12 protein-coding genes are annotated in these 12,810 nt (G+C 41.3%); 2 read left to right on the forward strand and 10 right to left on the reverse strand.

Annotated features, from left to right (window positions below; all coding sequences use genetic code 11):
- Positions 1–124 precede the first annotated feature (124 nt).
- The 9 genes from A3775_RS01420 to A3775_RS01460 form a co-directional block, all read right to left on the reverse strand.
- Positions 125–448: a hypothetical protein gene (locus A3775_RS01420; protein ID WP_066381284.1), complete on the reverse strand. Its 324-nt coding sequence runs from the start codon at positions 446–448 to the stop codon at positions 125–127.
- Between the two features lie 686 nt (positions 449–1,134).
- Entirely contained in the window at positions 1,135–2,793 is a 1,659-nt protein-coding gene (locus A3775_RS01425) for a serine/threonine-protein kinase (protein ID WP_066423540.1), read from the reverse strand.
- Positions 2,794–3,045: 252 nt separating this feature from the next.
- Positions 3,046–3,543, reverse strand: a complete 498-nt coding sequence (locus tag A3775_RS01430; RefSeq protein ID WP_066381280.1) for a putative signal transducing protein — start codon at positions 3,541–3,543, stop codon at positions 3,046–3,048.
- 117 nt (positions 3,544–3,660) lie between these two features.
- The gene (gene purT, locus A3775_RS01435) at positions 3,661–4,836 is read right to left on the reverse strand and encodes a formate-dependent phosphoribosylglycinamide formyltransferase (RefSeq protein WP_066423541.1); all 1,176 of its coding nucleotides are present in this window, start codon (positions 4,834–4,836) and stop codon (positions 3,661–3,663) included.
- Between the two features lie 48 nt (positions 4,837–4,884).
- Positions 4,885–5,382 carry a pentapeptide repeat-containing protein gene (locus A3775_RS01440; RefSeq protein WP_197480075.1) on the reverse strand — a complete coding sequence of 166 codons (498 nt, stop codon included), beginning with the start codon at positions 5,380–5,382 and terminating at the stop codon, positions 4,885–4,887.
- Positions 5,383–5,506: 124 nt separating this feature from the next.
- Positions 5,507–5,893 (reverse strand): hypothetical protein, encoded by a 387-nt coding sequence (locus A3775_RS01445; protein ID WP_156481548.1) that lies wholly within the window; start codon positions 5,891–5,893, stop codon positions 5,507–5,509.
- Positions 5,894–5,900: 7 nt separating this feature from the next.
- Positions 5,901–7,841, reverse strand: a complete 1,941-nt coding sequence (locus A3775_RS01450; protein ID WP_066381274.1) for an ABC-F family ATP-binding cassette domain-containing protein — start codon at positions 7,839–7,841, stop codon at positions 5,901–5,903.
- Positions 7,842–8,093: 252 nt separating this feature from the next.
- Positions 8,094–8,516, reverse strand: coding sequence for a DUF1824 family protein (locus A3775_RS01455; RefSeq protein ID WP_066381272.1), 423 nt, complete (start codon positions 8,514–8,516; stop codon positions 8,094–8,096).
- A gap of 75 nt (positions 8,517–8,591) precedes the next feature.
- Complete coding sequence (locus tag A3775_RS01460) at positions 8,592–9,434, reverse strand: prohibitin family protein (RefSeq protein ID WP_066381270.1); 843 nt, start codon at positions 9,432–9,434, stop codon at positions 8,592–8,594.
- A gap of 142 nt (positions 9,435–9,576) precedes the next feature.
- Between A3775_RS01460 and A3775_RS01465 the strand changes: the two genes are divergently transcribed.
- Together A3775_RS01465 and A3775_RS01470 are read left to right on the forward strand one after the other, a co-directional pair.
- Entirely contained in the window at positions 9,577–11,385 is a 1,809-nt protein-coding gene (locus A3775_RS01465; protein WP_066423543.1) for an ABC transporter ATP-binding protein, read from the forward strand.
- A 125-nt stretch (positions 11,386–11,510) separates the two neighbouring features.
- On the forward strand, positions 11,511–11,942 hold the full coding sequence (locus A3775_RS01470) for a hypothetical protein (RefSeq protein ID WP_066381267.1): 432 nt from the start codon (positions 11,511–11,513) through the stop codon (positions 11,940–11,942).
- A gap of 358 nt (positions 11,943–12,300) precedes the next feature.
- On the opposite strand, the gene A3775_RS01475 is transcribed toward A3775_RS01470, so the two are convergent.
- The gene (locus A3775_RS01475; protein ID WP_066423546.1) at positions 12,301–12,489 is read right to left on the reverse strand and encodes a hypothetical protein; all 189 of its coding nucleotides are present in this window, start codon (positions 12,487–12,489) and stop codon (positions 12,301–12,303) included.
- Positions 12,490–12,810 lie beyond the last annotated feature (321 nt).

The raw sequence follows: 12,810 nt of genomic DNA on the forward strand, positions 1-12,810 counted from the left end.
TCTGACGCACCCTACAAGAAAGTTTCATGCTCACACTTGTGTAAGTCCTAAAAAAATACCTGCTCTGATTTAAGATGCAGGTAGATTAGGTATGCTCTGAACTGGAAAAATATTACCTAGGTTCTTATTGTTTGACTGCTAGTTCTTGTTTCTTTTTCATAATTTCCAAATATTCGCTACGGGTGCCATCAATGCGGTAGTGGTCGCAGATTTGACAAAGTTTCAGGAGATCCAAGCGGCTGAATAGTTTTTGGTGTTTAATGCCGTTATCATTTCTCCAACGCCAGAAAGTTGTGCGATCAATGCGGCGATCGCTTTCCGGCCATCTTCGTCGTGAGAGAAAATCTACTACTTCTTCTTCATAAAATGAGTAGCCTTTTGGTAACTTAATCAGTTCTTCTTTTAAATGACTGAGCGGTATGAGTGGATCTAGTTCACATAGTCTCATGCCAGAAAGCCCTTATAGTTTTTTGCAAGTTAAATTACACAGAAGGCTTCATACAAAACGGTATCATCAACTTGCAGTTATATCAAAATACTGTGTCGTTGATAACGAATTAAGTTATGAGGTAACAGATGAATTTATCTAGAAAAACTCCTGACCTCAATACCTACCATTACTAGCGACAAACAGTATATATTGATATGTTTTAATTAAATCCCATGAATATAATTATACTCAAATATATCTTAAATGCAACCATTGTCTAGTTGAATTCTGCCATATTGGCACAAGAAAAAATTACATAATAATTAGCAATATTTCTACTAAAATATTCATCCTAAAATTAGGTGATTAATTTATCATTAATCCCAAAAAATAATTCTGTCCGACCAAAATTATCCGTCTATAGGTATAGTCAGTAGTTACTAAATTGACCTAATTTTGCCAATTTGATTGTTAATACAGCAGTTTTCTTGAGCATGAGGTACAAACAGAACTGACGCAACTGGCACATTAGTAGGGTGCGTCAGATGTCAAAAATCTGTTAATTGTTACAGAATAATCTGCTCTGACGCACCCTACGAGAAAGTTTGATGATCTCACTGGCGTAAGTCCTCACAAATTCACAGGTTTTCAGCCGATAGGGTGAGTTGTCATTAAATTGTCAACTAGACATAACTCCCTACTTCCTACTCTCCATTCCCCACTCCGGCTTCTGTTTTTGGTAATGGTTCTTTTGCGGGCTGGCTATTAGCAGATGAATTTTGCTTTCCTTCCAAGGTTGGCACGACTATAGAAGAAGAATCAGTATTTTTTGGCTCTGTAGGTGGTGAGACGGGAATAACTACAGAATTGGCAGGTTTCTCAACTGGGCGTGAAGTAGAATTTTGATTGGCAGAGGGTGGAGAGACTGGAGTGGTGTCTGGGGAATTTGCTGGGTTCGCCTTGCGAGTTGAGCGAATATCTCGCAGCTTGTCTACTAGCGATGGCGTGGTAGAGGTGCTAGGGGTGGCTTGGGGTGGTTGAGAATTGGAACGTGATGATTCTGTAGAAGTTGGGGGTGGTGATTGTTCTGGGGAACTGCTGTTAGTAGTGGTAGGCTCAGGTTGTGGTTCAGTGCGGCGTTTGCGTCGTCTAAATGTGGAGACGGGTGTAGTATCCCTGGAACTGGCAGAGGAAGACCTTTGTGTGTTATTTTCTGGCTCTTGGGGAGATGAGATAGTAGTATTATTAGTGGGATTCGTCTCGATTGGACGCTCTTCAAACAAAGGCTTTGAGGGTGACTCTGGTTGTTGACTACCACCAGAAAATATGTTAGTGATGCTAAAACCTGCTGTAGCAGCAACAAGAGCTACACCAATACCTAAAACTACCTTAGAAGCAGCCAACTTCTGAACCATCAATGTGGGGTTTTTCAATGGTGATGGTTTTTGAATGGGAGTAGGCTTCTTGACAGGAGGTAAATTTTCTTGCTGGTAAACAGATAAATCGATGGTGGGGACTGCTTGAGTGGGGATGATTTGCGGGGGAACGTTCATCCCACTACCTGGTAGCAATTGTAGCCATTCAGCCACGGTAGCGGGACGAAAGCGAGGCTCTACAGCCATACCGCGCATAACTGCTTGATTGACTGCGGCGGTGAGATGGGGTTGCAGTTCACGGGGGGCTGGCATTTGTTCGCGATCGCGCAATAATGCTGGTATGGGAACTTGTCCCGTTAACAGCGCGTACAAGGTGGCTGCTAAACCATAAACATCTGTGGCGGGTGTACGCAGTGCTTGCTTTAAATACTGTTCAATGGGGGCATAACCCTCAGAGACTAAGCCTGTGTGAGTTTGTCTTTCACCGCTATTAAATTCACGGGCAATACCAAAATCTATCAGTACGACTTCTTGAGTACCTTGACGGAGAATAATATTATCTGGTTTCACATCTCGGTGCAGCAAACCATTGCTGTGAATGACTTGCAATGCTGCCCCAATTTGCCGAATGTAATGAATAGCGGTTTCTTCTGGTAAAGGTATCCCTGGTAAAACAAACGCTTCGCCCAAGGTTTCCCCCGGAATATATTCCATTACCATATAAGGAAGCCCATCTTCCACAAAAAAGTCACTGACTCGGACAATATTAGGATGAACACAAGTAGCTAACCTTCTGGCTTCATCTTGAAATTGACGCTCGAATTTCTCAAAATCAGGATGTTGTTGTAATTTTTCGTTAATGGTTTTCATCACTACTTCCTGTTGTAAATAGTGATGAATCGCTTTAAAGGTAATGCCAAAGCCACCGCGTCCAATTTCTTGGATGAGGGTGTATTTTCCCTCCTGCAAAATTTTGCCTGCTACCATAAAGAGTTTTAAGTCCTGAGTCCTGATTTCTGGGTGAAAATATAGGTAATGGTGTGATTGTCGGGTGAATGCGAAAGCAGGAAATCTTCCCTGATAGATTGTATCCGTTAGGCAGCCACAGCAGCGCATGGCTAGGCTATTGTGTACTTGGGCAAGATTAAAGTTTTGCAGATCCCGTCTAAGTCAATGCCTCCTGTGGTTGACAGTAGATTTTTCTTTTTCATCATACAGTAGAGGCCAAATAATGCCTATCTAAAATAAGATATGCCAAAGTATATAAAGATTTAGTAAATCGAGTAGCAAAGCAATCATAACTTTGATTCGTCTATTTGGACTGATGGGGCGGCGAGAAACAAATAAACGAAGCAAAAGCCATAAAGAATAAAATTGGATGGGCAGCAAGAGTAAAATTAACCCAATTACACCTGTGATGAATGCTCTATCGGCTGTTGCGTCTGCCCAAGATATTTTTTCAAAATCATCATCAGCTGCTTCATCATCAAGCAAGTCGTCTGCTGTTGCTGCTGCTGCCATTTGAGATGAGACTAAAACCTCTTTGGCTTGTTCTAAATCTGCTTGATTAACTTGTAATTGCAGCCAGCCAACAGCTACCGTGAGATGCCATGCTGTGTTGAGAGTAGATTCATTCGCTAAGTAGCATTTAATGCCTGCTGATTCTAATAGCTGTTTTGCTAAGTTGGCATCAACATAGTTGCTATAAGTAGCTACCGTGACAAAATTATTAACCATGCCATGATTAAAATTCAAAATTTAAAGTCATTAGTCATTAGTCATTAGTTATTAGTCATTGGTCATTGGTCATTAGTTTTTCTCCCCCTACTCCCCTGCTCCCCTGCTCCCTATTCCCTACTCCCTGACAATTTGCACTTTCTTAGCTGCGCTTGTCGCCTTTTCTCTGGCTTGCTGCACATTATCAGCTTTGGCTAAGGCTACTCCCATGCGGCGATAGGGATGGGCGGTTGGTTTCCCAAACAATCTAATATCTACGTCTTTCTCGGATAAGGCTTCAGCTACACCTGTAAAGCTTATCGAGTCTGATTTTTCTGAGGCTAAAATGACTGCACTGGCTGAAGCTCCTAACTGTTCTATATGGGGGATGGGTAAGCCTAAAATTGCTCGCAAATGTAACTCAAATTCGTTGAGGTTTTGGGAGATTAATGTCACCATTCCTGTGTCGTGGGGACGGGGAGATAATTCGGAGAAAATTACCTCATCTTTGGTAATGAAAAACTCTACTCCAAAAATCCCGGCTCCCCCTAACGCATCGGTGACTTTTTTGGCGATTTCTTGGGCTTGTATTATTTTATTGTCGGAAATTTCTGCGGGTTGCCAAGATTCTTGATAATCGCCTCTTTCTTGGCGGTGTCCAATCGGAGGACAGAAAATTGTCGGGGCGTTCCATTGTTTAATTGTCAAAAGAGTAATTTCGATTTCAAAGTTAATAAATTCTTCAATTATTACCTTTTGACTGTCGCCTCTAGAATTAGCGATCGCATAATTCCAAGCCTTTTCTACTTCCTCTCTCGATAGCACTACAGATTGCCCTTTCCCAGAGGAAGACATCACGGGTTTCACCACATTCGGAAACCCAATCTTATCCGCCACTGCAATTAATTCTTCTAGCGTCACTGCATAGCCATATTTAGCAGTTCTAATCCCCAATTCTTGATGTGCTAGTTCCCTAATTCTGTCCCGATTCATCGTGTAATTAGTCGCTGCTGCTGTGGGAATTACTGTTATTCCTCTTTGTTCAAATTCCAGCAGTTTTTCGGTTCTAATTGCCTCTATTTCGGGTATGATAAAATCAGGTTTATGCTTCGTGACTACCGCTTCTAAATCTTCCGCACTCAGCATTGATATCACTTCACAACAATCGGCAACTTGCATAGCTGGAGCATTCGCGTAACGGTCTACAGCTATGACAAAGTTACCCAGGCGTTGTGCAGCAATAACGAATTCTTTGCCGAGTTCTCCCGAACCCAGCAACATCAGTTTTTGGGGCAATTTAATTGCATTATTCATCACTTGTCCCAGCAGATTTTAATTCAGCAGTCTGATAATTTTGAGGTTTTAATTATCATCTGCCAAATAGTTAAGCCTTGCGCCCCGTAGTTGTAAATCTTTACGTTGCTGCTTAGTTAAGCCATTACCTAAACCAAGCTGACAATCTTCTACTAAGGCATCTAACCAAATAGTCTCATTGAGAGTTGCGCCTCTTAAATCGGCTTTTCTCAAGTCAGCATTTGTGAAGTTAACAAAAATCAAGTCAGCATTTAATAAACTACTGCCTTGCAAGTTAGCTCCTGATAAATTACCCCGAATAAGTTTCACGTCATCTAACACTAAGTTAGACAAATCTGCTCCCGACAAATTGGGAAATTTCATTTGACTGGGATCATCTAGGAATCGCATCACACAGTTAATATTAGCGTCATTGAGACGGATTTTGCTTAAGAACTGATAACGAGCTATCCCTAATTCTTGGAGAATTTTTAGACGCTGTGATGGATTCTGTTCTAAAAAATGAATGGCATGAGAGCGGATGTCTTGAGTATGAGGATTGATCATGATCATTTGTTGGCACTCTATCTAACTATCGGATGCACGGCTAAAGTTATCAATAGCCCGATGAACAGCAATAACCTGAAAACCCAGTCAAATCTTCCACTCAGTCAAAGAGTAACATCTGACTTTAGTGACTAAAGCAAACTTTTGGTAAATTAAGTCGCAGAATTTTTAAAGAATCGGCTTGTTGTGATAACTCCCAGAAATAATTAAGACATAAATGGGGCAGTTTCCGGCTTGGTGTTGGAGTTGAATTATCCCAAGCTTTACATCCTAACTCAGAAGCATCGCCAGAAGATGCTACAACATGATTATTTTGTCTGCTTCCACCTAGTAGTTGACGGGTAAATTTTCGGTATTGATGACTGATTTCGCCACCTATTGGCGGTATGATGCTCGATTTCCCCTCATCTGTACGCTCGATACTCCCATCCCGATAGACTGGGCAAGTTGTATCAGACTGGGCATCACTCCATGCCGAGATTAGTCCTAAATTTTGCATTAGAGCGATCATACTACTCTCACCCATTCCCTGAAGAATCTATTTCAGCTAATTCTAACCATCGCTCAGTCGCCGCATCAATTGCTTGTGTGAGCGTTTGCACTTGGTCGTAGAGTTGCTGCACTTGGGTATAATTACCGGGAGCGACGTTAGCTAGTGCTGTTTCGGCGGCGGCTTTTTCGGCTTCTAGTTGCGCGATTTTGCCTTCTAGCTGCTCAAATTCCCGCGTTTCCCAGTTAGACAACCTACGGCGTTTTTTAGGTTCTACATTTTTAGTTTGCGCTGTAACTTTTAATTCTTGAGAATTTTTTGTCTTTTCTTTAGTGTTGCTCCCTGATGCTTGTGCTTCTTCCGCTTTCTTGTAGTCGAGATACACTGAGTAATTACCTGGGTATTGTCGCAGGTTGCCACCAGCTTCTAAAGCAAATATTGTATCTACTGTGCGGTCTAAGAAGTAGCGATCGTGAGATACTACAATCACACAACCACTAAAATCTTCTAGGTAGTCTTCTAATACTGCCAACGTCTGCACATCCAAATCATTGGTTGGTTCGTCTAAAATTAACACATTCGGCGCACTCATGAGGATTCGCAGCAGAAATAACCGCCGTTTCTCGCCACCAGAGAGTTTATGTATGGGGGCGTACTGTTGATTTCCGGGAAAGAGAAATCTTTCTAACATTTGGGAGGCGGTAATTTGATTACCATCGGCGATTTTGACAAATTCCCCTTCTTCTTTAATGTAGTCAATCACGCGCTGATTTTCATTTAAGGCGGTGAGTAATTCTTCGGAATGTTGATCAAAATAGCCGATGTGAATGGTAGAACCGATTTCTACACTACCTGCATCTGGCTCTACTCTGCCAGTGATCATATTCATTAATGTGGATTTACCAGCACCATTACCGCCGATGATTCCTACTCGGTCTTCGGGACTAAATTCATAGCTAAAATCATGAATTAGGGTACGTCCATTATAGGATTTACCAATGTTATTTAACTCAATAACTTTTTTGCCTATGCGACGACTCACGGTAGAAATATCTACTTTACCTTGAGTTTGTTTAAATTCTGTTTCCCGCATGGCTTGAATGCGTTGAATCCGGGCTTTTTGTTTGGTACTTCTGGCTTTTGGCCCCCGTTTCAACCATTCTAATTCTCTACGTAATACACCCTGATGTTTGCGTTGGCTGCTAATTGCTGATTCTTCGGCTAAGGCTTTCTTTTCTAGATAGTAGGAATAATTGCCTGAGTAGGTGTAAATATCGCCCCGATCAATTTCAATGATGCGATTGGTGACTTGATCTAAAAAGTAGCGATCGTGAGTGATTAATAATAATGCACCACGATAGCGATTGAGGTAACTTTGCAACCATTCTACAGATAAAGCATCGAGATGGTTGGTTGGCTCATCCATGAGTAAGACATCAGGTTCGGTGAGTAAAGCGGTTGCTAAGGCAATGCGTTTACGATAACCTCCTGATAATGTGCCTATGGGCGCATCAAAATCAGCAATTCCTAATTGGCTGAGGATAATTTTGGCGTTAGTTTCTAATTCCCATGCGCCAATTGCGTCCATGCGCTGCATCACCACAGCCAAGCGTGACATCAACTGGTTATCTTCGGGATAATGTGCTAGTTTATCAGAAATTTCTTCATACTCCCGCACCAGAGCCATTTTTTCGCCACTGTCAGCAAAAATTTGCTCTAATACTGTGCGGTTTTCGTCTAAGTCTGGTTGTTGGGGTAAGTAAATGATTTTAGCACCAGAGTTGCTGATAATTTGACCGCTATCAACTGGTTCTAGTCCAGCAATCATTTTTAATAAGGTTGATTTACCAGAGCCATTTGTACCAATTAAGCCCACTTTGTCAGTCGCATCTAAACTAAAGCTAGCATCTTTTAAAATTTCTTTGATTCCAAAGTCTTTTTTAACTGATTGTAAGGTGATGATGCTCATATAATTTTAAAAGAGTCAGTTTAATTTACTGCTGATTGACTTAGTGTTTTTTCTCAAAAGATGGCGGCGTGAACAGAGATTAAGCAGCAGTTCACGCAACAGAAAAGTTGCGGTGCGGAGGTTTTAGCAAATTTCGGTAGGCACTCCAGGCGCAAAGCAGAGGTTTATGTTCAGTGTTGGGGATTTACCCAGCATTTTGTATGAGTTAAGATGAGGTGCATTTATCTATTTTAACGCACCTCATTGTTTTTCTTAATTCTCCACAAATAAATCCAGGGGTAGATGCCCATACATTTCGTTTATCCCTCCTTCGTCATAAGACTGAAAAGATACTAATACGCCCCGATGATGTCCTGCATAAGAGTCGAGATAACATAAGCCATTTTTGCCATTTAATTTGATGTAAACTGGCCCTTCGACTACGGGTAAGTCTGTTGGTACTTCATAACCAAAAGCATGGGTGTAGGTTCTCATGGCTAGTAATGCTTCTTCGGCTGTATCGGCGCAAATGCCGAGGATTTGATAATGAGATAGTTTGGTGAGTAAAATCAATGACTGACGCACTAATTCTATTTCTGATGGTTTGAGAATTGGGGCGATATCTAAGCAGTTGAATTTATTGAGAATTTTTCTGGCTTCTGTAGTGGTAATGTTAGGGTGGTTGGGCATGGGCATACTTTTTTTCATTGTGTTTTGAGGTGTGTTTGTGTGTACGAGGTAGAGAGTTGTGTGTGATTAGGGAAATTATAGTCAGTTTTGGGTATTTCCGAGATTGAAGATGAAGGGAACATTATTGGAAGATTCGCTACCCATGACTAATACTCGTGGCATTTGTGCGCCGCCTGTTTTCCAAGCTTCTATGGCTTCTTTTTGGAGAACTAATTGTCCACCTTGGGCTTTGAGGGTTTCGGCGAGGAGTCTTTGCGCTTCGGCTTTACCTTTGGCGCGATTAATTTCTGCTTGGGCTTCTTGTTCTGCTTCTCGTGCTACATAGACGGCTCTTTGGGCGCGTTGTTCGGCAATTTGTTTTTCTTCGACGGCTCTAGCAAATTCAGGGGAAAAGGTCAAATCAATTACGCTGGTATCTAAGACAATTATTCCATATTTATCCAGGCGATCGCCTAAGGCATTGTCAAAGTCTTCTTTAAGTTCACTGCGTTTAGTTATTGCTTCTTCTACTGTGCGTTTGGCGGCAGCAATTTTGAATGCTTCCTGGGTTTGGGGAGCAATGATTTTAGAGACAATATTTTCTAAAGTTCCCTGCTTTCTTCTCACTTCAACTACCTGGCTGGGATCAAGTCTAAAGTTAATCGCAAACCTAGCGGTTAAATTCTGCAAGTCTTTCGTGGAACTCTCGGCAGGGACTTCAAATTTCTGCACCGTTAAATCATACACATCTATTACAGAAATAAACGGCGGCTTCAAGTGAATCCCCTCGATTAAAGCTCCATCTCTGGCTTTTCCTAAAATGCTAATGACTCCTGCTTGTCCTGGGTTGATAATGATAAAAGAATTGAGCAAAATTATCACAATTATAGCTAACAAAATGCCGATAATTGTGGTTGGTAAATTGCCTAGTTGTTGATTTTTCAATTTTTTGTCTCCTTTGGCATGGTGAGGCAGTCCCTGTATGATGGTAACTGGTTGTCTGATAACTGATGCACAATCAAAATTAGAAAAGTGAGATGCTCCTCCCTCTCGTGGTAATATCAGATTCTCGCAACGGTCAACGGCTGTGGCTATAGCATCTAAATCTCATCGGGTATTAAAAAGGCGTAGACGTTCCGCACATCCTCTGCTGCGCCTGTTTGATTATGGATATCAGTATCGTCAACAAATTTGGTTGGCGACTGGTTGCTCAATTTTGAATAAAATTTTTGACTTGGCTCCGCCAGCTTTAATTGGCATTGCTGTAGATGTGGTAGTTAAGCAGCAGGATTCTATCATTGCTCAGTTAGGAGTGAAAGATATATTTGGGCAATTTTTAATTGTTTCCCTGCTCACAGTCATCACTTGGATACTTGAGTCATTTTTTGAGTATCGTTATAAGTTATTCTGGCGTAACTTGGCACAGAATATACAGCATAACCTACGTTTGGACGCATACAAACACCTACAGGAGTTGGAGTTAGCTTATTTTGAAGAACGTAGCACAGGGGGTTTAATGTCGATCCTCAGTGATGATGTTAATCAACTTGAGCGTTTTTTGGATGTGGGAGCTAATGATATTATCCAAGTGATCACAACTATTGTAGTCATTGGCGGTGCATTCTTGGTTTTGGCTCCTAGTGTAGCTTGGATGGCTATCTTGCCGATGCCATTTATTCTTTTGGGTTCGGTGGCTTTTCAAAAGTTGTTAGCACCGCGTTACGCCGATGTGCGGGAAAAGGTGGGTTTACTCAATGGACGGTTATCTAATAATCTCAGTGGAATTACCACGATTAAAAGTTTCACCGCCGAAGAGTACGAAGTCAAGCGGTTAGAGCAAGACAGTTTAGCTTATCGTCAAAGTAACACGAATGCGATCGCTCTGTCTGCGGCTTTTATTCCCCTGATTCGGATGCTTATTCTAGCAGGGTTTACGTCATTATTGGTCTTTGGTGGCTTGGAAACTGTCGCCGGGAGAATGGCTGTTGGTGCTTATAGTTCTTTGGTATTTTTGGTACAGTTACTACTCTGGCCTTTAACTAGATTAGGCGAAACTTTTGACCTGTATCAACGGGCAATGGCTTCTACTCATCGGGTGATGGAGTTGTTAGATACTCCGATTACAACTCACTCAGGAAATATCTCTCTACCGATAGATGCGGTAAGGGGGGAAGTAGAGTTTAAAAATGTGACTTTTGCCTACAGAGATAGATTACCCGTGATGAAACATCTATCTTTAAAAATTCCTGCCGGGAATACTATCGCTATCGTCGGTTCTACTGGTTCGGGTAAAAGCACTTTAGTCAAGCTATTACTGCGCTTGTATGAAGTCCATGCTGGTAAAATTATTCTGGATGGCATTGATTTACAAGATTTAAAGTTACAAGATTTACGCCGCAGTATTGGTTTAGTCAGCCAAGATGTGTTTTTATTTCATGGCACGGTGGCGGAAAATATCGCCTATGGTAGTTTTGAGGCTACGGAGGAGGAGATTATTAACGCCGCCAAGATAGCAGAGGCACACGAATTTATTAGCCGCTTACCCCAAGGTTATGAAACTATTGTGGGGGAAAGAGGACAAAAGTTGTCTGGGGGGCAGAAACAAAGAATTGCTATTGCACGGGCGGTGTTAAAAAATCCGCCGATTTTGATTTTAGATGAAGCGACCTCGGCGGTGGATAATGAAACTGAGGCAGCTATTCAGCGATCGCTCGAACGGATTACAGTAGATAGGACGACAATTGCGATCGCTCATCGGTTGTCTACAATTCGCAATGCCGATTGTATTTATGTCATGGAACATGGACAATTAATTGAGTCAGGAACTCATGAGGAGTTGTTAGAGCAAGGTGGGGTTTATGCTAGTCTCTGGCGGGTGCAGAGTGGGTTAAGATGAGTTTCGCGCACGAGGCAACAGAGGCGCACAGAGATGAGGGAACAGGGGGAGAAAAACTAATGACTAATGACTAATGACTAATAACTAATGACTAATGACTAATGACTAATAACTAATAACTATTTATGATTTTTAGTAATACTCAACCGGAATCAGGGGATAATAAGTGGCGTGGTCAGTTGGATAGATTTGTTAAGGAAAATCACCAAGAATTGGCTGCGCTGGCTTGGGGGTTGTGGTTAGCAAATGGAGATAGTCAAGGCACTATCGGCATTGATTTACAGCCTACACCACATTTTGTTTATTGTCCTCAAGAGGCGATAGAAAAATTAAATAATAATGTGGAAAATCGGTTGCAAGAAATTTTAGGAATTATTAAACATCATCAGCCGGAAGTAGAAGTTTTAATAATTGGTATTGGTAAGGGCGAAATTAAGTTAATTCAGTTTGCACCAGAACCGCCGCCATCAGTTTGTTTTGAGCAAATTGGGAAAGATGTTGATGGGTTGTTGGATTTGTTAGAACAGCGCATGAGTGAACAGATAACTCTTGTTTAATGGTAAAACACTCACCTTCTGCCTCCTGTCTCCATAATTAAAAACCCCGGCTTTTCCCAAACCGAGGCTTCACTATATGCTAACTAGCTGTTTTTATCACCGTTTTTACCTGATATATAGGATTTACGCAACTGTCACATTACAGATGTCTTGTAGGGTACGTCAGACTGTTTAAATACTGTCAATAAACGTATTGTTTATATCTGACGCACCCTAATAATATGCTAGTTGCGTAAGTCCTGATATATTTGTAGTTGACATCTACGCTTTTGCTCTCTATCGGTAGAAGTAGATTGTTGAGAAAAAGCGTTATCAAACCTCTAGCTATGGGCATATAGATATTTTCCCTAACTTGATATTAATCTTGTTTGGGCTTGTCAGCCTCGATAATTGCCTGCTCTAAAAAAAATTTGGCATCCTCAATCTGTCCACCTTCCAGGCAACCATAAACTATTCTGCACCATTCTAGTAAGATATCAAATTCACTTTGCTGATTATGGGGAATGAAGGATTTTGAAACTCTTGGGTAAAGGCGTAAATTGTTCATTTCACTATCTCATCTGGAGATTTACTGCTATTTTTCCATCTTTCACAAACCCTATATTCCATTTACACAGCCCTGAGATAGATAAAGGAATTACTTAAGGTTTTCTTAAATTTTAAGATAAATCCAGATAAATTTAAATATCGCTAAAATTTTTTTAAGTATATACTTACTGTGTAAGAGGGACAAACAGATAGTTGAGCGATCGCACCCCTACAGTTAGACAGGCGACGCTGATTATTCTAGAATATAAGTGAAGCTATCTCTTCTTTATGAGACGCTACGCGATGGAATGATTGCCACCTTCTCTTAACAAATAAAATT

The organism is Anabaena sp. 4-3, assembly GCF_001597745.1.
In the GTDB taxonomy this organism is placed as follows: domain Bacteria; phylum Cyanobacteriota; class Cyanobacteriia; order Cyanobacteriales; family Nostocaceae; genus Trichormus.